At 68.3% G+C, this 20,209-nt stretch carries 18 protein-coding genes and 3 pseudogenes; 8 read left to right on the top strand and 13 right to left on the bottom strand.

The window, feature by feature from the left end; genetic code table 11:
* Position 1 precedes the first annotated feature (1 nt).
* On the bottom strand, positions 2 to 655 hold the full coding sequence (locus tag A5708_RS12115; RefSeq protein ID WP_065028868.1) for an O-methyltransferase: 654 nt from the start codon (positions 653 to 655) through the stop codon (positions 2 to 4).
* 158 nt (positions 656 to 813) lie between these two features.
* Between A5708_RS12115 and A5708_RS26230 the strand changes: the two genes are divergently transcribed.
* Entirely contained in the window at positions 814 to 960 is a 147-nt protein-coding gene (locus A5708_RS26230) for a metallothionein (RefSeq protein WP_067124138.1), read from the top strand.
* A gap of 41 nt (positions 961 to 1,001) precedes the next feature.
* Here the strand turns inward: A5708_RS26230 and A5708_RS12110 are convergent, their stop codons facing one another.
* The 4 genes from A5708_RS12110 to A5708_RS12095 all read right to left on the bottom strand — a co-directional run bounded on the left by A5708_RS12110 (position 1,002) and on the right by A5708_RS12095 (position 5,316).
* Entirely contained in the window at positions 1,002 to 3,077 is a 2,076-nt protein-coding gene (locus A5708_RS12110) for a beta-glucosidase (RefSeq protein ID WP_065028905.1), read from the bottom strand.
* Between the two features lie 44 nt (positions 3,078 to 3,121).
* The gene (locus A5708_RS12105; RefSeq protein WP_065028867.1) at positions 3,122 to 3,634 is read right to left on the bottom strand and encodes a TIGR04338 family metallohydrolase; all 513 of its coding nucleotides are present in this window, start codon (positions 3,632 to 3,634) and stop codon (positions 3,122 to 3,124) included.
* Positions 3,631 to 4,380 (bottom strand): DUF2786 domain-containing protein, encoded by a 750-nt coding sequence (locus A5708_RS12100; RefSeq protein ID WP_065028866.1) that lies wholly within the window; start codon positions 4,378 to 4,380, stop codon positions 3,631 to 3,633. The genes A5708_RS12105 and A5708_RS12100 overlap by 4 nt, the downstream gene beginning before the upstream one ends.
* 141 nt (positions 4,381 to 4,521) lie before the next feature.
* Positions 4,522 to 5,316: an alpha/beta hydrolase gene (locus A5708_RS12095; protein ID WP_231117887.1), complete on the bottom strand. Its 795-nt coding sequence runs from the start codon at positions 5,314 to 5,316 to the stop codon at positions 4,522 to 4,524.
* Between A5708_RS12095 and A5708_RS12090 the strand changes: the two are divergent.
* A pseudogene (locus tag A5708_RS12090) lies at positions 5,309 to 6,443 on the top strand (sigma-70 family RNA polymerase sigma factor). The gene A5708_RS12095 and the pseudogene A5708_RS12090 overlap by 8 nt on opposite strands.
* A gap of 13 nt (positions 6,444 to 6,456) precedes the next feature.
* Positions 6,457 to 7,866, top strand: a complete 1,410-nt coding sequence (locus A5708_RS12085; protein ID WP_065028863.1) for an alpha/beta hydrolase domain-containing protein — start codon at positions 6,457 to 6,459, stop codon at positions 7,864 to 7,866.
* 53 nt (positions 7,867 to 7,919) lie between these two features.
* Here A5708_RS12085 and A5708_RS12080 read toward each other — a convergent pair whose 3' ends face one another.
* A complete protein-coding gene (locus A5708_RS12080; protein WP_081292918.1) occupies positions 7,920 to 9,053 on the bottom strand; it encodes a dihydrodipicolinate reductase in 1,134 nt (377 codons plus the stop codon).
* Between the two features lie 128 nt (positions 9,054 to 9,181).
* On the opposite strand from A5708_RS12080, the gene A5708_RS12075 reads away from it, so the two are divergent.
* From A5708_RS12075 to A5708_RS12060, 4 genes are all read left to right on the top strand, one after another.
* On the top strand, positions 9,182 to 10,006 hold the full coding sequence (locus A5708_RS12075; RefSeq protein WP_419538325.1) for a MarR family transcriptional regulator: 825 nt from the start codon (positions 9,182 to 9,184) through the stop codon (positions 10,004 to 10,006).
* A gap of 25 nt (positions 10,007 to 10,031) precedes the next feature.
* Positions 10,032 to 10,757, top strand: coding sequence for a pirin family protein (locus tag A5708_RS12070; protein WP_065028860.1), 726 nt, complete (start codon positions 10,032 to 10,034; stop codon positions 10,755 to 10,757).
* A gap of 73 nt (positions 10,758 to 10,830) precedes the next feature.
* Positions 10,831 to 12,282 (top strand): YhgE/Pip domain-containing protein, encoded by a 1,452-nt coding sequence (locus A5708_RS12065; RefSeq protein ID WP_065028859.1) that lies wholly within the window; start codon positions 10,831 to 10,833, stop codon positions 12,280 to 12,282.
* A 47-nt stretch (positions 12,283 to 12,329) separates the two neighbouring features.
* Positions 12,330 to 13,469 carry a phosphodiester glycosidase family protein gene (locus A5708_RS12060; RefSeq protein WP_419538323.1) on the top strand — a complete coding sequence of 380 codons (1,140 nt, stop codon included), beginning with the start codon at positions 12,330 to 12,332 and terminating at the stop codon, positions 13,467 to 13,469.
* Here A5708_RS12060 and A5708_RS12055 read toward each other — a convergent pair.
* The 7 genes and pseudogenes from A5708_RS12055 to A5708_RS12025 form a co-directional block, all read right to left on the bottom strand.
* Positions 13,462 to 14,163, bottom strand: a complete 702-nt coding sequence (locus A5708_RS12055) for a YoaK family protein (protein ID WP_065028857.1) — start codon at positions 14,161 to 14,163, stop codon at positions 13,462 to 13,464. The two genes, A5708_RS12060 and A5708_RS12055, sit on opposite strands and share 8 nt — an antisense overlap.
* 37 nt (positions 14,164 to 14,200) lie before the next feature.
* Positions 14,201 to 14,965 carry a mammalian cell entry protein gene (locus A5708_RS12050; RefSeq protein ID WP_065028856.1) on the bottom strand — a complete coding sequence of 255 codons (765 nt, stop codon included), beginning with the start codon at positions 14,963 to 14,965 and terminating at the stop codon, positions 14,201 to 14,203.
* The gene (locus A5708_RS12045) at positions 14,932 to 15,492 is read right to left on the bottom strand and encodes a mammalian cell entry protein (protein WP_065028855.1); all 561 of its coding nucleotides are present in this window, start codon (positions 15,490 to 15,492) and stop codon (positions 14,932 to 14,934) included. The genes A5708_RS12050 and A5708_RS12045 overlap by 34 nt, the downstream gene beginning before the upstream one ends.
* Positions 15,489 to 16,460, bottom strand: coding sequence for an RDD family protein (locus A5708_RS12040; protein ID WP_065028854.1), 972 nt, complete (start codon positions 16,458 to 16,460; stop codon positions 15,489 to 15,491). The genes A5708_RS12045 and A5708_RS12040 overlap by 4 nt, the downstream gene beginning before the upstream one ends.
* Positions 16,457 to 17,236, bottom strand: a complete 780-nt coding sequence (locus A5708_RS12035) for an Mce protein (RefSeq protein WP_065028853.1) — start codon at positions 17,234 to 17,236, stop codon at positions 16,457 to 16,459. The genes A5708_RS12040 and A5708_RS12035 overlap by 4 nt, the downstream gene beginning before the upstream one ends.
* Positions 17,206 to 18,756 (bottom strand): virulence factor Mce family protein, encoded by a 1,551-nt coding sequence (locus tag A5708_RS12030; RefSeq protein ID WP_065028852.1) that lies wholly within the window; start codon positions 18,754 to 18,756, stop codon positions 17,206 to 17,208. Before A5708_RS12030 ends, A5708_RS12035 begins: the two co-directional genes overlap by 31 nt.
* Positions 18,750 to 19,811 (bottom strand): annotated as a pseudogene (locus tag A5708_RS12025) (virulence factor Mce family protein); the annotation flags it as partial. The pseudogene A5708_RS12025 and the gene A5708_RS12030, both read right to left, overlap by 7 nt.
* Before the next feature lie 201 nt (positions 19,812 to 20,012).
* On the opposite strand from A5708_RS12025, the pseudogene A5708_RS12020 reads away from it, so the two are divergent.
* A pseudogene (locus tag A5708_RS12020) lies at positions 20,013 to 20,209 on the top strand (mammalian cell entry protein); the annotation flags it as partial.

The following is a 20,209-nucleotide window of genomic DNA, read 5'->3' as shown; positions in this document are numbered from 1 at the left end:
CCTACCGCACCAACGCGAAGGCGAAGCCGTCCCAGCGCTTGGCGCCCACCGTCTGGAGCACCGCGGTGTCCAGCCGCGGGTGCTCGCCCATCGCCTGCAGCGTCTGGCGCACCGCCTGCGCTTGGGCGTTGGACTCCGGATCGAGGATCTGGCCCTGTCGAATCACGTTGTCCGCCACGATAACCGCGCCCGGGCGGGCCAGTCGCACCGCCCACTCCAGGTACGCCGGGTAGTTCTCCTTGTCGGCGTCGATGAAGATCAGATCGAACGGACCGGTCACCGTCGGCAGCGTATCCAGGGCCGCTCCGACGATCACCTCCACCCGATCGGCGAGGCCGGCCCGCTCCAGGTTGGCCCGCGCCACCTCGGCGTGCTTGGGCTCGTATTCCAGCGTCACGACTCGTCCTTGCGGGCCGGCGCCGCGCGCCAGCCAGATGGTGCTGAAACCGCCCAGCGTGCCCAGCTCGAGGATGCTGCGCGCACCGATGGCGGCGGCGAGCAGGCTCAGGAACTTTCCTTGCTGCACCGACACCGCGATCGACGGCAAGCCGGCCGCGTCGCTCGCCTCGAGGGCCGCGCTCAACGACGGGTCGCCGTCCGCCACGGTGCTGTCCAAGAATGCGTCGACGTCTTTGGGGGATGGGTTCTCGGTCATGGCGCCCACGCTAGCCGCGCCCGGCCCCGTTGGCACGGACGGCCGGGTTGGTATCGAACCGGTCGCGGCCGTTTACCGTATACCCATGGGGGGTATATAGTGAGGGTGCGGTCGACCCGCACCGCAAGAATCACCACAACAGGAAAAGGGTGAGTTAAATGGCAACTTATGAGGCCGGGACCGAGCTGACGTGCGGTCACGAAGGCTGCGGCTGTCGCGTCCGCATCGAGGTCCCCTGCCACTGCTCGGGTTCGGGTGAGCCGTACCGCTGCACGTGCGGCGACGCGCTGACCCCCGTCAAGTAACCCGCCGGGCCGGTCGTGCGTTCGGGCGTAGGCCCAATGACTTATCGCCCGAACGTACGACCGGTCAGCTCGACCGTGGCTTCCAGCCGCATCGCGATCGCCGACGTGCCCACCGCGGCCGTATAGGCGCCAGGGCGGATCCGCCAACTCTTGGCGCTGCCGTCGTAGCGGGCGAGCAGCCGCGGATCGGCTTCGACGGTCACCCGCCGGGCAGCGCCCGGCGCGAGATCCACCCGCTCGAATCCCAGCAGTCGTAAATACGGTTCACCGGCGGCTGCCGTCAGGTACAGCTGCGGTACGTCGGCCCCGGCGCGGTCGCCGACGTTGACGACGCTGAAACTCGCGCTGATGGTTTCTCCACCGCTGACCACCAGGTCGCGGTAGTCAAACCTGGTGTAGGACAATCCGTGACCGAAGGCGAACATCGGCTCATGGCCGCGCCGGGCGAACCAGCGGTAGCCGACGTCGGCCCCCTCTGCGTAGTCGATCGTGGTGGGTGTCCCCCACGGTTCGCCGGCGCCGGGCAGCTCCGGGCGCGGCGTCTGGGCGAGGTCGACGGGAAAGGTGATCGGCAGCCGGCCCGAGGGATTCACCGTCCCGGTGAGGATCTCCGCGATAGCCCGGCCGCCGTCCTGGCCCGGAAACCACGCCTGCACAACGGCGTTCACCGAGTCGCGCCACGGCATCGCTACCGGATTGCCGGTCTGCAGCACCACCACGGTGTTGGGGTTGACGTCCGCGACCGCCGCGATCAGCTCGTCCTGGCCCCAGGGCAGCGAGAGGTCGCCGATGTCGAAACCCTCGCCCTCCGCGCGGACCGCGAACACGATCACGACGTCGGCCGTGCGGGCCGCCCGCGCCGCCTCGGCCGGGCTGGCGCCGGGATCGAACTCTATCTGGGCCTGCGGGAGCAGATTTCGCAACTCCTCCAGCGGACTCGACGGCAGCAGATACAGATTCCGCATCCCGGCCTCCAGGCCCGAGCCGCCGATCGGCACCACGCCCGCGAATCCGCCCGGCGGGACGACGGTGCTCGAACCGTACCCGGCCGGCACACCCACGTGCGCGAACCCTCCGATGACGGCGACGCGTGGGCTCGACGCGGGCGCCAACGGCAACAGGCCCCGGTTGATCAACAACACCGTCCCCTGCCGCGCTATCTCCCGCGCAATCTCGTTGTGCGAGAAGAGGTCCGGGTCCGGTGCCGCGTCACCGCTATCGACGCCGACGGCGAACACGGACCGCAGGATCCGCCGAACCATGTCCGACAGGCGCTCCGCGGTCAGCCTGCCGTCAGCGTACGCGTCGCGCAGCGGCGCGCCGAAGGACTCGGCCTGCCACAGCAGCGCGTCGATCTGGGCCCCGCACTCCTGGTCGAGGCCGGCCAGGGCGCACTGCCAGCTCGGCGTGGCGCCCCAATCCGACATCACCCAGCCGCGATACCCCCACGCCCCTTTCAGCACGTCGTGGATCAGGACGGCGTTCGCGGCGGCGTAGTCGCCGTTGATCTTGTTGTAGGCGGTCATCACGGCGCCGGGTTGCGAGCGCTCGATCGCCAATTCGAAGGCCAGCAGGTCGGATTCGCGGTGCGCGTCGGGATCGATTACCGCGTCCAGGAAGTGCCGATTGGTTTCGTTGCAGTTCAGCGAGTAGTGCTTGACCGTCGAGATGACGCCCTGACCCTGGATGCCCTCGACCGACTCGCCGGCCATCGTCGCGGTCAAAAGCGGGTCCTCGGAATAGTATTCGAAATTGCGGCCATTGCGCGGATCACGGGCCAGGTTCATCGCGCCGGCCAGCTGCACGTTGAACCCGCGGCTGCGCGCCTCGCGGCCGATCACCTCGCCGGCGGCCCGGGCCAGCGACGGATTGAAGCTGGCGGCCAGCGCCAGGCCGGCGGGCAGCGCCGTGGCCGTATCGCCAACGCGGAAACCGGGATTGGTGACGCCCAGGCCGGCATCGCTCATCAGCAATGGGGGTACACCGAGACGGGGAACCCCCGGCACGTATCCCGCACTCATCGGCGCGTCCGCGGGGATGCGCTCGTCGCGCACGGGCCACATGTCGCCGGCCCCCATCACCGAGACCAGCAGCGCGAACCGCTCGTCGTCGGTCATTTGGGCTTCGACCTCAAGTGCCCGCGCGTCGGCGTCGGCGGGGTTCACCGGACGCCCTCCTTGGCGTAGACCACGCGCAGCACGTGGCCCAGTTCCGGTCCCATCACCAGCTCCGTCAGCTCACAGATCGTCGCAACGAACTCGGGGCCGTGCGGCGGGTCGGCCTGGCACAAATGATGCGCCACCTCGTGCAGCATCACCAGCTCGCGCAGCGCCCAATCGGCGGTGTCCCGGTCGGGAACCGCGATAACGCCTGTGCCATCGTAGTTTTCGTAGTGCGCGGCACTTGCGGCGCGCCGTCCCCGCACTCGCAGCGGCGCCACATCCGGCCAGCGTTGCCGCACCGCCGGGAGCGCCAGCACGTCGTTTACGTAGCGCTGCGCGGAGGCCACGGAACCGAATCGGCCCTCGGGCGGCAGCGTCAGCTGGGTCCCGAAGAACTCCACCACCTGCGAGCCGTGCTGGGCGGCGCGGTCGAACAGCGTCCGGACGAACTCCTCGGCGGCATACACCTTGGAGCGTTGCGAATCCCGGCGTGGGGAGTTCCCCGCGGTCACCCGCTCAGCGCGCTCCGCGCCCCGGGAAGTTCGGGGCTGTTGCCGAGCCGCGCCCGCTTGCCGGCCCGGTCGCCGGCGCGCCGCGCCGCCGACGAATATCCGGCCGACGCCCGGCTGGCCTGCCAGGTGCCGCGCGCCTTCGACGCGCCGCGGTAATAGTCCACCAGCTCGATCTCCTTGTCCCGCAATGCGATAGCGGTGCCCGGCGATCGGCGGCGGTCTTTGGTGGCCTCCTGCCGTGCCTGGTCGCGGGCCTCGGTCAGCCGCTGGCCGACGCGCGCGCCGAACGCCAGCTGAAAGTTGAGCCGGGCGGTGATCGTCGGCGTGGGACGATGCGCGCCCGAGGCGAGGTAGGCGTCCGACGCGCGGACCATCTGGACGACCAGGCTGGCGTACAAGGCGTGGCTGGCGTCGATGTCCTCGACGAACCCGTAGGCGTACACGAACGTCGAATTCGAGGCCACGTCGCAGCGCACGTCGTTGGCCGAGGCGATCAGCACGAACAGCTGCACGTACGTGCGTAACCCCTTGGTGCCCGCCGCCCCGATGGTGATGGTGCGCTGCGTCGGCGTCTGCGCCGCAGACCGCTGGGCCGAATGCGACCGCGCCACCGCGAGGTCGATGGACGCGGCCGTCGCGAGCCGCTGCGCGGCGGACATGAACGCTTCGGCTTCGTGGGTGTTGTCAGTGCCCTCGGCCTGACGCAGCAGTGCGGCGATGCGCGCCAACATCTTGTCGTCAGTCATGGCGCCGCTCCTCCCCATCGCTTCGCTCTGCATCGTCGTCGGCGCGAGTCATGGCGCCGCTCCTCCCCATCGCTTCGCTCTGCATCGTCGTCGGCGCGAGTCATGGCGCCAAACTACTCAAGCGATCCGACACGCTCCGCCTCACAGCCGAGCGGTGATCCAGGAGACCACGTCATCGAGCACCTGCTCGCGCTCGGGCTCGTTGAAAACCTCGTGGTAGAGCCCCGGGTAGACCTTCAACTCGACGTCGGTGGACCCGACACACTCGACCAGGCGACGGCTGCCCGCGACGGGGATCAGCCGGTCCTGCTCGCCGTGCACCACCAGCAGCGGCGCCGTCAGGGCCGGCGCCCGCTGCGGCATGGTCTCGCCGACCTGCAGCAACGCACGCCCGATGCCCGCGGGCACCTTGCCGTGGTACACCAGCGGATCGTCTTTGTAGGCGGCCACCACCGCGGGGTCCCGCGAGATGGCGTCGACGTCGAGTTCTTGTGCCGGCAGCCCGGGCACGACCGCGCCGAGCACCTTGGCGGCCAGCGCCAGCAACGGCGACACCTGATCCTGGGCCGCCACCGCAGGCCCCGAGAGCACCATCAGGTCGTAGTTGTCCGGACGTTCGACGCCGTAGGCGAAGACGATGCCGCCGCCCATGCTGTGCCCCAGCACGATGCACTTGAGGCCGTGGTGCTCCCGGGTGGCGATGCCGACCAGGGTGTCGAAGTCAGCGGTGTACTCGTGGATGTCGCGCACCAGCACCCGCTTACCGCCGGAGCGGCCGTGCCCGCGATGGTCCAGCGCATACGTGACCAGGCCCGCCTCGCCGAAGCGCTTCGCGACGTGGTCGTAGCGGCGGGCGTACTCGCCGAGACCGTGTGACAGCACCAGGACCGCCCGCGGTGCGGTGTCGGGTGTCCAGACGTCGTAGACGATGCGCACGCCGCCGAACCCGTCGAAACTGCGTTCGGTGCGGTTCACTTGGAGGTCCTAGTCATTAGGGGCAGCGTAATGGCTGCTGATGCGGGACGCGGTGGCAGACACTGCGTAGGCTCATGCGGATGAGCCTTCTCGCGCAGAACTCTGAAGGTGACCCGGCGGCCGGCGCGGATTTCTCGGCGCACGCAGAACCGTATCGGCGCGAACTGCTGGCCCACTGCTACCGAATGACCGGATCCCTGCACGACGCGGAGGACCTGGTGCAAGAGACCCTGCTGCGGGCCTGGAAGGCGTACGACCGTTTCGAAGGCAAGTCCTCGATGCGGACCTGGCTGCACCGCATCGCCACCAACACCTGCCTGACCGCGCTGGAGGGGCGCCAGCGCAGGCCGTTGCCGGTGGGCCTGGGAGGTCCGAGCTCGGACCCGACCGCCGAGCTGGTGGAGCGACGCGAGGTGCCGTGGCTGGAACCGCTACCGGAGCTGACCGAGCATCCCGCCGACCCGTCCGTCGTCGTCGGGTCGCGGGAGTCGGTGCGGTTGGCGTTTGTCGCTGCGCTGCAATACCTTCCGCCCCGGCAGCGGGCGGTGCTGCTGCTGCGCGACGTGTTGGGATGGCGCTCCGCGGAGGTCGCCGACGCTGTCGGCACCACCACCACCGCCGTCAACAGCCTGCTGCAACGGGCCCGCTCGCAGCTCGAGGCGGCCGGGCCCAGCTCCGAAGACGCACTGGTGCAGCCGGATTCGGCCGAGGCCCAGGACCTGCTGGCACGCTACATCGCGGCGTTCGAAACCTACGACATCGATCGGCTGGTCGACCTGTTCACCGCCGAGGCCATCTGGGAGATGCCGCCGTACACGGGCTGGTATCGGGGCGCGGGCGCCATCGTCACCCTCATTCATCAACAGTGCCCGGCGGAGGGCAGCGGCGACATGCGCATGCTGCCGCTGATCGCCAACGGCCAGCTCGCCGCGGCGATGTACATGCGCGCCGGCGACGTGCACGTGCCCTTCCAGCTGCACGTGCTGGATGCGCAGGGCGGCAAGGTGTCCCATGTGGTGGCCTTCCTCGACGACAGCTTGTTCACAAAGTTCGGGCTGCCCAGTTCGCTGTCCGCGGACCAGAGGTAAGAAGGTTGCTTTCATGACGAAGACCACCCAGGTGACGCCTGCCCCCGGCAAGCCGGCGCTGCTGCTGAGCGCTTTCGATCTCGCCGACTTGGGTTACGCCGTCGAGGAGTTCTTCGTCTCCGGCACGGCCTGCAGCTACGCCCCGGTGAGCGAGCTGGGCCCCGACGGCCGCTGGGACGCAACCCCTTCGGGCTCAGCCGATTACACCACCCGCATCGTGGCGTTGACGCCATCCGACCCGGCCCGGTTCAACGGGACGGTGCTCGTCGAATGGCTCAACGTCAGCGGTGGCATCGATGCCGCCGCGGTGTGGATGATGGCGCACCGCGAAATCCTGCGCTCCGGTTACGCCTACGTCGCGGTGTCGGCACAGCGGGTGGGGGTCGAGGGCGGCGAGAGCCTGCTTGGCGCGCACATGTCACTGAAAAGCCAAGATCCGCAACGGTATGCGGGCCTGCACCACCCGGGCGACGAGTTCTCTTACGACATCTACTCCCAGATCGGCGCGCTCATCAAAAGTGGCGAACACGGCGCGATCCTGCGCGACCTGCCCGCGCAGCGCGTCATCGCCCTGGGCGAATCCCAGTCCGCGATGTTCCTCACCACCTACATCAACGCCGTCGATCCGCTTGCCCCCCGTTACGACGGATTCCTGGTCCACTCCCGGTTCGGCCCGGCCGCGCCGCTGGACGGCAGCTCGATCTTCGAAGAATCCTCTGTGACGCAGGCGATTACGTTCCGCCCCGAACTGCGCGTCCCGTTGCTCACGGTCATCACCGAGACCGACGTTTTCGGCGGCCCGCGCGAGGGCTACTACTTCGCCAGGCAGCCCGACAACGACCGGCTGCGGGTCTGGGAGATCGCCGGTGCCGCCCACGCCGACAACTACACGATCCAGGTGGCGTTCATCGACAGCGGCTCGGCACCGCTCGAGTCCATCGTGGCCGGCTACACGCCGACCAACACGTTGATGGGCCAGGAACTGGCGCACAACATCAACTTCGGCCCGCAGCACCACTATGTGGTGCAGGCGGCGCTCGCGGCGCTGGATACCTGGGTCGCCACCGGCGAACCGGCGCCGGGCGCCGAACCGCTCGAGGTGCGCGAAAGCTCTGTGCCACAACCCGTTCCGGATGGCAACGGCATCGCCCGGGGCGGCATCAGGACGCCATGGGTGGACGTGCCGATCGCCAAGACGTCGGGCCTGGGCGGCGACGAGAGCATCATGTCGGCCATCTTCGGCTCCGGAGAGCTGTTCGACGCCAACACGATTCAGCGGCTCTATCCCGGTGGCAGCACCCAGTACCTGGAAAGCTTCACCGGGGCCCTCGACGCGGCGATCGGCGCCGGGTTCATCCTGCCGGCCGACCGCGCCGAGATCCTGCAGCTTGCCGCCGCGATGTATCCCGGCGGGCGGGCTTAGGTCCGATTGCCCGGCTCCTCACTCGCGCCGTTCCGGCGCTCGCCGTCGCCGGGCTAAAACAGCCGGCTGTCCGGCGGCGGCCCCTGCACCGGACGGACCAGTCCGGCCCCGGTGACCATCGGCAGGTCCAGTGCCGACAGCAGACCGGGCGGGGCGGCGCACACCGCCGGGATGGCGTTCACCATCCGCGAGGCGCCCGCGATGCGCGCCCCGAGGTCGTGGTCGTGGTCTTCGGCCATCTCGAATTCACACCGCATGCTCGGGGATCCCTCGATCTCCACGCGGTAGAGGCCCTGCCCGGAGGCCAGCCCGTAGCCGAGGTCCTTCGGCGGGATCGAGATGTGCGGCTGCGGCCAGTCGGGGGCGATGTCGTCGCGCATCCGCGTCACGTGGTCGAGCACGAAAGTCGGCTTCCCGTCGACATACCCGGTGAGCGTGGAGCGCATCGCGGCGATGGTTCCGGCGCCGATGTGACCGGTGGGGGTGTCGAAGGACTCGGTGGCGGGAATCCGCTCGTTGCCCTCCTCGATGCTGTCGACCTTGACGCCCAGACCCGCGGCGAGCTGGTGCAGAACGGGTCCCCAAGCGAAGGTGAAGATTCCGGGCTGGGCAGCGAACGCCTGATATTCCGGCGGCTTGCCGAACCCGAGGATCTCATACACCGCCGACTTGTCCGGGTAGGTCGCGTAGTTGAACATCTCGGTCACCCGCACCGACTCGATCACCCGAGAAACGCCGGTAAGCACCAGTGGCAGCACGTCATTGGCGAACCCGGAGTCGATGCCCGTGGTGAAGAACGACACACCCCCGTCGTGCGCGGCCTGCCGCAGCGAGCCGGTGAAGGCGGCGTCGAGCCCGTCGGGAAAGACCAGCGGCACGACCGAGCAGGACACCACGTTCTTGCCGGACCGCAGGATCGAGACCATGTCGGCCACAGCATCGAGCGGCCGTAGGTTGGCGTCGGCGGCATACACCACCACGTCGGCGTCGCCGGCGAGCAGCGCCGCCGAGTCCTGGGTGGCCACCACGCCGACAGGCGCGATGCCACACAACTCGCCGGCGTCGCGGCCGGCCTTCGCATCGCTGTGCACCACGACAGCGACCAGTTCAAGCTCCGGATGGTCGATCACGCCACGCAGGGCGATCACGCCCATGGATCCCGGACCCCATACCCCCACCTTGAACACGTCTATCTCCTAATATTAGGACGGATATTCTTGGATTTTGGACGGATCGTAGGGAGGTGGCGGTGGGTACGTCAATGGCCGAGCCGCCAAGCGAATCGGGTGCCAAGTCACCGCCCACCGCGCGGGCGATGGATGTCCTTACGGCCCTGGCGAATTCGAGGTCCGGCCTCACCTCGGCCGAGCTGGCCAAGAGCTGCGCGATCAGCACCTCGACCTGCGCCCTGGTGCTGGCCGAACTGGAGCGACGGGCGTGGGTGGCACGCCGCGCCAATCGCCGCTACGTGCTGGGCAGCGGATTGTTCGGGCTGGTCCACGGGCTGCGCGACCAGTTCCCGTTGCTGGACCGCGGGCGTGACGCGCTGCGCTTTCTGCACGACACGCTCGGCGCGCGCTGCTCGATGTCCAGGATCGGCGCACGGCATTTGACCACCGTCGACGCGGTCGGCCACGGCCCCGACGGCGAGCATGCCGTGGGTCAACGCTTCCCCATCGACCCGCCGTTCGGTCTGGTCGCCATGGCCTGGCGCGACGACGACTTTGTCGATGCGTGGTTGCGCCGCGTGATGCCCAGGCTCACGCGCGGCGAAATCGCCGAGCACCAGCGGGTACTGGCGAGTATCCGCGCCCGCGGCTACGGCGCCTGGCGGTTCGACGACACCCACCGCTCGCTGCGCACCCGGTTGGCCGACGTGCTGGCCTCGCTGGAGCCGACGGCGCAGGTCACCCGCCAGCTCACCACGCTGATGACGATGGTGACCCTGCAGTCGGTCACCGATGTCCTCGAAACAGAGTTATCGACAACGGAATTCGTCGTCCTGCCGATATTCGCCCATGACGGCCAGCCCGAGTACCAAATCGAGATGCACCTGGGTCACGCCACCGGGCTGACCCTGCCGGAACTCGACGCCGCGCTGCGGCACGCGCAGGGGCTGCTGGCCGCGACGGTGCCCTGACGCGGCCGACGATTAGGCTGGGGTGATGCCCGCCAGCACGGAGATCAGGGATGCGGCAGCCCGGGCCGTCACCAGTACCCCCTGGCTGACCTCCCGGCACTCTTTCTCCTTCGGCGACCACTACGATCCGGACAACACCCATTTCGGGCTTCTACTGGTGAACAACGACGACATCGTCTCGCCGGGTACGGGATTCGACACCCACCCACACCGGGACATGGAGATCGTGACCTGGGTGCTGCGCGGCGAACTGTCACACCATGACTCTGCCGGCAATCGCGGCGTAATCTATCCCGGTCTGGCACAACGCATGTCGGCGGGCAGCGGAATTCTGCACTCCGAGCGAAACGACTCCCCCAGTGAGCCGGTTCATTTCGTGCAGATGTGGGTGATGCCCGACGAGGCCGGGGTGCAGCCAAGCTACCAACAGCACGAGATCGACGAGAGGCTGCTGGCAAGCAACCTTGTGCCGATCGCCTCAGGGATGCCCGCACACGACGCCGCGATCACCCTGCACAACCGCAACGCCGCGCTGCATGCAACCCGATTGCCGGCCGGGGCGGCGGTGAGCCTTCCGCGGGCTCCCTACCTGCACCTTTTCGTAGCCCGGGGCCGGGTCAGCGTGGAAGGAATCGGCGCGGTGAGCGAGGGCGACGCCGTGCGATTCTCCGATGCGGACGGCCGGCGCGTGTCGGCGGGCGAGCCGTCGGAACTGCTGATCTGGGAGATGCACGCGAAGCTGGGTGACTGAGCCATCGCGCGCCGCATCCCATAGAGGGTCGGCGCCGCAGCCCATAGAGTGGGCACGACAGACAGGAGTCGGCATGCCTCACTCGAACCCGCAGCACGCGGCGCCCAACCCCAACCGGAACATCAAGGCGATCCGCACCGTGCGGTTCTGGGCGGCCCCCCTGGTCATCACCGTGGCGCTGATGTCGGCGTTGTGCGCGCTCTACCTCGGCGGCATCCTGAATCCGACAACCAACCTGCGCCATTTCCCCATCGCGGTGGTGAACGAGGACGCCGGTCCCGGGGGCGCCCAGATCGCCGACCGGCTGGTCAATGGGTTGGACAAGAACAAGTTCGACGTTCGAGTGCTCTCCCGTAGCGAGGCCCGGCAGCAACTGGACACCGGCCGGGTGTACGGCCAGGTGCTGATACCACCGAGCTTCTCGTCGAAGCTGCGGGACTTCGCGACCAGCGCGGTGCTGCCGGACCGCGCGGACCGCCCGTCGATCACGGTCTCCACCAATCCGCGGGCCGGCACCCTGGGGGCGAGTATCGCCGGCCAGACCCTCAACACGGCGATGGGGATCGCCAATGGCGAAGCCGGGCAACGGGTTATGGCCGAGGTGGCCGCGCAAACCGGCGGTGCACCGCTGGCCGGGGCGGCCCAGGTCGGCCTGAGCGCGCCGATCGAGATCCAGTCGAACGTCTACAACCCGCTGCCCAACGGCACCGGCAACGGCCTGTCGGCCTTCTACTACGCGCTCTTGCTGCTGCTGGCCGGCTTCACCGGCAGCATCGTGGTCAGCACGCTGGTGGACGCGTTGCTCGGTTATGTGCCGGCCGAATTCGGCCCCGTGTACCGTTTCGCCGAGCAGGTCAAGATCTCCAGATTTCAGACGCTGCTGCTGAAGTGGGCCATGATGGTGCTGCTCGGGTTGCTGACCTCGGCGGTGTACCTGGCGATCGCCGACGGGCTGGGCATGCCCATCGATCACAGCTGGCAGCTGTGGGCGTTCGGCGTGTTTGCGATCGCCGCCGTCGGCATCACGTCCAGTTCCCTGCTCTCGGTGCTGGGCACCGCCGGAATGTTGGTCAGCATGCTCATCTTCGTCATCCTCGGTTTGCCGTCGGCCGGCGCCACGGTGCCGCTGGAGGCGACGCCGTCCTTCTTCCGCTGGCTAGCCGAATTCGAACCGATGCACCAGGTCTTCCTCGGGGCCCGGTCGCTGCTGTACTTCGGCGGCCGCGGCGATGCCGGCCTGACGCAGGCGCTGACCATGACGACGATCGGCCTCGTGATCGGGCTGCTGCTCGGTGGCATCGTCACACACCTCTACGACCGCAAGGGTTTTCACCGGATTCAGGGTGCGGTCGAACTTGCTATCGCCCAGGAGCACCAGGCGCAGCACCAAACCCGCCGCGGCAAGCATGCGGACGGGCCCGCCGCCCCGGCTGCCGACAGCGAGCCGGCCGGGCCGGAGCCGACCGCCGCGGAACCGGCCGAGCCCGCCGCCACCGGACCCGAAAGTTCAAGCGAGCAAGCGTAATTCGCGCGTAGCCCTACCGTCACCGCACCGTTATTATTGTTGACAGTGTGACTTCTGAGACTGATGATGTTTCTGTTGCATTTGTACCTGGCGGAAAGGCTATCGTGCTGACCCGACGCGCCAGCTTCCGCCGGCTCGCGGCGTGCTGCGCCGCCGTCGTTGCCTGCCTCACCCTCGCCGTCACCTCCGGACAGCCCCTCGCCCGGGCCGCCGACGGCCGCGATCTGCTGGCCAACGCCATCGGCAGCACCCGTGGTTCCTACCTGGTCTACAACTTCGGCCCCGGCCATCCCGCGCCGATGCTCAACGCCGGTGGCAGCTGGTATGAGATGAACAACGGCGGCCACCTGATGATCATCAAGAACGCGGCGGGACGCCTGTCGCCGCACCTGCTGGTCGACACGCACCAGGGCGATCAGGCCCGGTGCGAAAACAACCCCGGCGCCCGCACCGCCGAGGGCCTCTGGCAGGCCTCGGAGCTGTACGCCCCGCTGCAGGCCTGGCAGCGCATGGGCCAGCCGACCATCGCGATCAACGCCAACTTCTTCGACGTCCGCGGCCAGAAGGGCGGCTCGTGGCGCCAGACCGGCTGCAGCTCACCGCTGGGCGCCTTCGTCGACAACACCCAGGGCCAGGGCCGCGCCAACCAGGCGGTCACCGGCACCGTCGCCTACCCCGGCAAGCAGGGCCTGTCCGGTGGCGGCGAAAGCTGGAGCGCCCTGTCGACCATGATCCTGCCGTCCGGTGGCGCCCCATATGTGGTGTGGCCCAGGACGAAGAGCGACTACGACGCCGCCACCCCGGTGGTCGCCGACCTGCTCAACAAGAACGAGAAGTTCGTCGCGGTCTCGGGCATCGGGCTTTTGGCGCCCGGCAACACCGGACAGCTGCACGACGGGGGGCCCAGCGCGGCCCGAACGGCGCTGGCCTACGCCAGGCAAAAGGACGAGATGTACATCTTCGAGGGCGGCAACTACACCCCGGACAACATGCAGGACCTGTTCCGCGGACTGGGCAGCGATAACGCCGTGCTGCTCGACGGCGGCGGCTCGTCGGCCATCGTGCTGCGCCGCGACACCGGCGGCATGTGGGCCGGCGCGGGATCACCGCGCGGCTCGTGCGACACCCGCCAGGTGCTCTGCGATTCGCACGAGCGGGCGCTGCCTAGCTGGTTGGCGTTCAACTAGGAACGGCGACAGCAGTTTTCGCCGACGACGGCCCGCACCGGAAGATCAGCAGGCTCGCCGCTATCACCGCCGCGGCGACCACGAACACCGGGGCGATCACGTACCTCGACATCGTCGCGCCGAGGAAGGCGCCGGCGCACATGGTGGCGACCACGCCGATGCGCAGCCTGTGACGTTCGCCGGTGCCGCCGGCCAGGTGGCTGTCCAGGCCGAGGCTGACGATCGTCGACGTCAGCACTGTGGTGGACAGCTCCTGGATGCCGAACTGGCGCGCACTCGAATGTTGTAGGCCGAAGGTCACCGCCAGGATTCCGATCATGATCAGCTTCGAATTACCTTGGTAGCGCAGCACTCCCGCCCCCGCCAGGATGGCCAGCGCCACCAGCAGGACGATCTCGGTTGCCAGCACCGTGGTAATCCACGGTCGCGTGCGCGGACCGAAGTGTCGTGACAGGCGACCACTGACGATCGTGGTGCTGACGAATGTCGGCAGGGCCACCGCGACGGCGGTCAGGTCGATGGTGGTGCTCGGGGCCAGCCAGAACCCCAGGAAGATCACGTTGCCGGTCATGTTGGCGACGAACACGTGGCCGAGCGCCAGGATGCTGATCGAGTCGGCCAATCCGGTGGCGAAGGTCAACAGCAGCAACGCTGCTACGGTCCATCGTTCGGATACCGGGAACGTGGCAGCCATGCGGTGCAGTATATTTCGGCACCGCCCGCCGATGGCGCTAAACCTTCGGCGTCAGATCCAGCGACGTGATCGTCGTCATCCTGGTCACCAGCCAACGGCTGTCGGACCGCTTCAGGAACAGCCGGTACGACAGGTACTTCAGTGACGGGACGTTCTTGGTCAGCGGGCTGGTGGAGGTCGTGTTCGTGTAGACGATCACCGAAGCGTTGGGGTCGTCCAGCGTCTCGACCGCCGCTCCGGTGACCTCGGTGCTGTTGCTGATCTTGGCCTGCTTGTTGGGGGCCACGATAGCGTCAACGAATTTGCGGTACTGCGCCTCGAAATCGCCGCTGAGATAGCGGGATGCGCGGTCGGCGAGCGTGTCCATGTTTTCCGGCGTGTACGTCCACAGCGTGGTGATCGCGTTGGCGGCGGTCCGCGCGACGTTCAGTTTCGTTGCGGCGGTGGCCCGATCGGCCAGGTACGGCTGCATCATCGCACCGGCGAACGCGGCGGACCCGACGAACAGCAGGGCGGCGATCATGGCGACGACGGCCCAGGCCTTACCGGCCCGCCGCTTCTTTCCCGCGCCGTCGGCCGGTGCCGCGTCGGTGGTCTGTTCCGCGTCCTCGTCGGCGGCCTCGGCATCGGCCCCGTCCGACGCGGCCTCGTCGCCAGCGTCGGGCTCCGTTGTCGCATCCGCCTTTTCGTCGCGCGGCTGCGAGCCGTCGCCCTCTGCCGCGCCCGTCGCCTCGGTCTCGGGGGCGACGGCCGGTTGCTCCTCGGCGGTCACATCACCTGCTGCAGGCTGCTGATCTTCCACTGGTTCCCTTCCTGCGTCGCGGTTGCCGCCCAACGGTTGGTGTTCTCCAAGACCTGTTTTTCGTCCGGCGACTTGGTGGTGATCGCCGTGGCCACCATGACGCTGACGCTGCCGTCGTCGTTCCATCGCTCCAGGCCGGCGTCCAGGACGCTGCCGGTGGCCGGTTCGGCCCTCGCGACCTGGAGCAGGATCTCGTTGGCGTTCTGCTGGTACTGCTTGGCGAAGTCGCCGGTCGCCTGCGCCAATATCCGGTTCACATAGTCGTTGGCGTGAAAGGGATCGATGGAGGTGAACTGCGTCATGAACCCGGTCACGTAGCTGAGCACCTCGCGGTCCTTCGCCGCGGTGCGCGCCCGGGATGCATGCGAGCCGAGCATCAGCGCGCAGGCAGTGATCGCGGCGACCATAAGCAGCGCCGCGACCGTGCCGGCCAACGGCACCAGCCATGGCCGCCGAGCCTCGGCCTCGACCGGGCGCGCGACGAGCAGGGGCCGGTCGTCGGGTGCAAACCTGCGCCGCGGGCTCATTTTCCGCCCCCGGGCTGCTTCGGCTTGGTCAGGACGTCGAGATCGTCCACGCGCCAGGTGTTCCCGCCGCCCTTGGTGAAGTTCACCCGCACGGTGGCGCTGATGTAGCGCTGCTCGGGCCCGATGCCGCGCCGGCCCTGCATGAACAGCAGCATCGTCGCCCGGTCGGGGCCCGCCGATTCGATGGAGCTGTTGGTGACCCAGTACTCGTTGATGACCGGGTGCCCCTTCTGCACCAGGTCCTGCTGGGCGGCCAGCTGGGGCCGATACTTGTCGGTCGCCAGCGACAGGGCGCGCGTGAAGTCGTCGTGCAGCGACTTGGGGTCGTACGTCAGCATCTGGGCGACGATCTTCGGTCCCTGCGTGGCGATCTGGGCGCGGGTCTGATCGGTCGCCCGGTCCGTGGCGTACACCACGAAATAGCTGATCGCGGTCCCGGCCAGGCAGAGCGCCGCCGCGCTCGACACCGCGACCGCGGTCCAGCGCCGGATGCGGGCCGGCACCGCGCCCGGGTCGAGGGGGCGCACTTCGGTGCGCACCAGCATGTCGGCGAACGTGCGGCGGCGTGAATCCCACAGGGGCCAAAGCCATCCCACGATCGAGACGGTATCGAGCAGGTGGGCGATGTCCCGGAGCAGCAGGGTCCACGGGCCCGGCGCATCGCCTGAGCGTCGTGTCACCGCGATGCCGACCAGCGCGCGGCCCAGGCTCCAGCCGGTGATCACCGGCAGCAGCAGCCGATTGACGAGCACCAGCAGGGTGACGACGCCGAGGACGGAGATGGCCAGCCACCACCACGCGCCGTGGGCCGGCAGGGTGCGCAACACCAGCGCCATCGTGATGATCACCGCGAGGCCCGGCAGCACGTCGACGGCGAATGCGTGAACGCGAGAATGCCAGGGCGCCAAGCCTTCTCGCGGTGACTCCTGGATTACCGTGGGCGCAGTCTGTTCGACCACCACCGTCACTTCGTCACCTGGTCGAGCTTCGAAATCTTGTACTGCCCCTCGGCGAAGGCCATCTTCACGCGCAGCCGGTAGCCGGCTTCGCTCTGGTTCTGGTCGCTGGCCACCTTGACGCGCAGCGCGACGAGGATGTCGATCGAACCGTCGGGGTTGTTGCGCTCGACGGCCGCCCGCACATCCGACACCTGAACGTGGATGTTCGCGGCCTGATACGCCTGCACGAGCATGCTGGTGTAGAGCAGCGCCTGCGAGCGGAACGCGTCCGTACCGCAGTCGACGATCTTCTGCTCGCTCGCGGTCATCGCGTTGGTGTCCGGCGCCTGGGTCGCCGACACGCATTCCACCGCCGCCTTCAGCGCCGCGGCGTCGTTACGGGCGATCCGCTGGCCTTGGTGGTGGTAGTGCAGCGCAAGGTAGCCGCCCCCGCCGACGGCGAGGGCGCACAGCACCAGCACCGCGGCGATCGCGGCCAGCCATCCGCGGCCCACCCGGGACGGGCCTCGCGGTGCGGCCACCGTAGGCTGCCCGGATTCCGCGTCATCCTCGCTAGCGCCGCCGGACTCGGTGGCGCCCTCGGACTCGGCGGTGTCGCCGGAGTCGGACGCGTCAGTGTCGGCAGCACCGTCCGTGGATTCCACCGCATCCTCGGAAGTGTCCTGCGGACCGGTTTGCTCGGCTCCGTTCTCGGGTGCCGCCGAATCCTCGTTCTGGTCTTGGGTAATCAACGAATCGTCCGTGTCGATGGGGTTCAGCCGGCTGGTGCCAGCATCTCCTTCCATCCATCGTCTCCTGTTCTGGTCGAGTTCTCGACGGAGTATTTAACTCCGTCTGGCCCTACCAGTTCACCGCTTTGGGGACTGTAGATCGCCGAGGGAGGCCCGCTGGGTTTGTAGACACAGGGGTTGGGCTGCTGGCCATTGCACTGCACGGTACCCGACCCCGGCCGGGACAACGGATCGCTGGTCGGCGGGGGTGTGCCCGCGACGCGGTCCGAGGGTGCCGGGTTGAGCCCGTTGTCCACCGACGGCGCGGGGATCACCATGCCCGGCTTCACCGGCTGGTCACAGCGCGCCGACGGGGCGGGGCACGTCAGGGTCTGGTTGGGGTCGCCGTACCAGGGGTTGGTACCCGCCGGCACATACGGCTTGGGGTCGCGGCATTCGCGCGGAGTCGCGGCCCGTTTGCCCGGAATGTCCGTACACGGGATGTTGCGCGACCCGCGCACGCTGTTCGCCGGGGTGTCCATCGGGATCTTGCAGTACGTGCCCGTGGGCAACGGCTGGATGCTGGTGTCCGCCGGGGACCGCCACTCCGGGGCCGGGATGAACCCCGTCAGACACGGCGGCGGCTGGTTGATCGACAGCGCCAGGTCGAGCGCGGCCATGTTGGGGAACGGTGCGGCCACCGTCTGGGCGATCGACGCACCCTGCGGGAGGAACACCAGGACCTGCTCGACGCCGGTGTGGTAGCGCTTGAGCAGGTCGAAGACGACCTCGAGGTTGGCCAGCGTCTGCGGCAGCGAATCCCGCACGTCGTTGAAGACCGAGTTGACCTGGTCGGCCGTCGGCGCCGCCTGGCGCAGCAGGCTTTTCAGGTGTGGGTCCTCCTGGGCGGACTGAGCGCCCAGCCTGTTCAGGTTGCGGGCCCAGCGCTCGATGTTGTCACTCGATTTGACCTGGCTGTCCAGCACCGGCCCCGAGTTCTGGATGATGTCGTTGACGTCGGTCATCTGGTTTTTGAAGTCGCCGACGATCGCCTGTGTCGCGTCGACCAACCGCTGCAGATTGGGGCCCAACCCGCCGACGGATTGCGCCGTCTCGTCGAGCAGCTGGCCGATCTTCTCCTTGGGCAGCACCGACAGCCCGCGGTTCGCCGTGTCCAGGGCGGGCCCGATCTCGGCGGGCACGGTGCCCTTCGTGATGGTCTGCCCGTCGGCCAGGTACTTGCCGGGGTTCCCGCTGGACGTCAGGTCCAGGTACTGCTCACCGACGGCCGAGACCGAGTGCACGTTGGCCGTGGCGTCGATCGGGATCTTGTAGTGGCTGTCGATGCTCATCGTCGCCTGGGCGCCGCGCTCGGTGGGCTCGACGTCGGTCACCTTGCCGATGGTGATGCCGCGATAGGTGACGTTGGCGGTGGGATACAGCCCACCCGATGCGGGCAGGTCGGCCTTCAGCGTGTAGCGGCCGATGCCGACCAGGCTGGGGATCTGCAGGTAATAGATCCCGAGCACGAGCAGCGAGATGACGGTCAGGATCCCGAAGGCGATCAGCTGGCGTCGGATGAAGGGAGTCAGCATTGGCTTCTGTCCGCCCTTTCCACCAGCGGTCCACCCGGTGCGTCATTCGGGTTCGGCGTGTAGCGCACGTCCGGGATCATCGTCTCCGGATCGCGCCCGAACGACTGCTCGAGCGCCCGCAGTGCTCCCGACAATCCGGTCCCGGTGAGGAACGCGTTGTCGACGGCGCTGTAGGTCAGGTCGAGCGTCAGCGAGATGTTGATGTAGTCGCCGCGGAAGATCTTCGGGACCGTGTCGATGTCGAACGGCTGGGTGAGGATCAGCTTCAGCGCGCCGGTCAGGTACGGCGAGGCCCGGCCGAGCTCCTTCAGCGGGCACTGCAGCGCCTGCAGGTCGGTGTGCAGCGGACCGCGCGCCTCCGACAGGTACTGGTCGGCCGCCTGGCTGAGGCGTCCCACCGAGTCGACGGCGTTGATCAGATGCTGCTGATAGTCCTTGTTCGCGAAGTATTTGATCAGCGGCGGGATGTCGGTCAGCACCCGGTCCAGGACGTCCGCGCGGCCGCCCACGTAGGTCAGCAGCCGGTTGGTGGAGTCGATGGCGTGGGTGATGTCATCGCGCTGCTGGTTGAGCTGGTTGGTGAACGTGTCCAGCTTGCCGAGCAGCGCCCGGATCTGGTCGCCGCGGCCGTTGAAGATGTTGTAGACCTCGTTCTGCAGCACCTCGAGGTTCGGGATGCCGCCGCCGCGCAGGATCAGCGACAGGCTGGCCAGCGTCTGCTCGGTCGTCGGGTAAGACTGCGAGTTCTTCAGCGGGATGGTGTCACCGCTCTTGAGCAGCTCGGGCGACGGGTTCGGCGGGGCGGCGAGCTCGACGTGCTGCGAACCCAGCAGCGAGGTCTGGCCGATCTTGGCGGTGGCGTTCTTGGGCAGCTTGGTGTTCTTGTCCACGCCCAGCGTCAGCGTGGCGATCCAGTTCTTCAACTGGATGGCCTTGATCGAGCCGACGAAGACGTCGGCGACCATCACCTTGCTGTTGCCGTTGATCGCGAGGGTGTCCGGCACCTGCACGTAGATGGTCATAGACCCCGCTCCACCGCCGGGGCCGGAGGTGATCCCGGGTCCGGTCGCACCGACACCGGCGCCGGTGGCCGCACCCGCGCCGAACGCCGGTGGCCCGGCGGCACCCGCCGACTTCGGAGGTGGCCAGTGAGGGGAGTGACGAGCGCTGTCGGCGCGAGGAACGAGCCGAACCGTCGGCCAGTGAGGGGAGTGACGAGCGCTGTCGGCGCGAGGAACGAGCCGAACCGTCGGCCCATGAGGGGCGCGCTCCGGGTGATTCGCCGGCGGAGCTGGCAGGGGCTGACCCTGCTGGTCGCCGCGATGGTGTTGAGTTCGTGTGGCTGGAAAGGCATCTCCAACGTCGCGATCCCGGGGGGCCCCGGCGGTGGAGCGGGGTCTATGACCATCTACGTGCAGGTGCCGGACACCCTCGCGATCAACGGCAACAGCAA

This window comes from Mycobacterium colombiense, assembly GCF_001672755.1.
Classification (GTDB): Bacteria; Actinomycetota; Actinomycetes; order Mycobacteriales; family Mycobacteriaceae; genus Mycobacterium; species Mycobacterium colombiense_C.
Note: the sequence above shows the minus strand (reverse complement) of the source record. Positions and strands in the feature narration are given on the sequence as shown.

Excerpts from the sequence above, each read along its gene's own strand:
- A5708_RS12115 (WP_065028868.1), bottom strand. The coding sequence starts at position 655 with ATGACCGAGAACCCATCCCCCAAAGACGTCGACGCATTCTTGGACAGC.
- A5708_RS26230 (WP_067124138.1), top strand. The coding sequence starts at position 814 with ATGGCAACTTATGAGGCCGGGACCGAGCTGACGTGCGGTCACGAAGGC.
- A5708_RS12110 (WP_065028905.1), bottom strand. The coding sequence starts at position 3,077 with ATGACCGACGACGAGCGGTTCGCGCTGCTGGTCTCGGTGATGGGGGCC.
- A5708_RS12100 (WP_065028866.1), bottom strand. The coding sequence starts at position 4,380 with ATGACTGACGACAAGATGTTGGCGCGCATCGCCGCACTGCTGCGTCAG.
- A5708_RS12085 (WP_065028863.1), top strand. The coding sequence starts at position 6,457 with ATGACGAAGACCACCCAGGTGACGCCTGCCCCCGGCAAGCCGGCGCTG.
- A5708_RS12075 (WP_419538325.1), top strand. The coding sequence starts at position 9,182 with ATGGATGTCCTTACGGCCCTGGCGAATTCGAGGTCCGGCCTCACCTCG.
- A5708_RS12070 (WP_065028860.1), top strand. The coding sequence starts at position 10,032 with ATGCCCGCCAGCACGGAGATCAGGGATGCGGCAGCCCGGGCCGTCACC.
- A5708_RS12065 (WP_065028859.1), top strand. The coding sequence starts at position 10,831 with ATGCCTCACTCGAACCCGCAGCACGCGGCGCCCAACCCCAACCGGAAC.
- A5708_RS12055 (WP_065028857.1), bottom strand. The coding sequence starts at position 14,163 with ATGGCTGCCACGTTCCCGGTATCCGAACGATGGACCGTAGCAGCGTTG.
- A5708_RS12045 (WP_065028855.1), bottom strand. The coding sequence starts at position 15,492 with ATGAGCCCGCGGCGCAGGTTTGCACCCGACGACCGGCCCCTGCTCGTC.
- A5708_RS12035 (WP_065028853.1), bottom strand. The coding sequence starts at position 17,236 with ATGGAAGGAGATGCTGGCACCAGCCGGCTGAACCCCATCGACACGGAC.
- A5708_RS12030 (WP_065028852.1), bottom strand. The coding sequence starts at position 18,756 with ATGCTGACTCCCTTCATCCGACGCCAGCTGATCGCCTTCGGGATCCTG.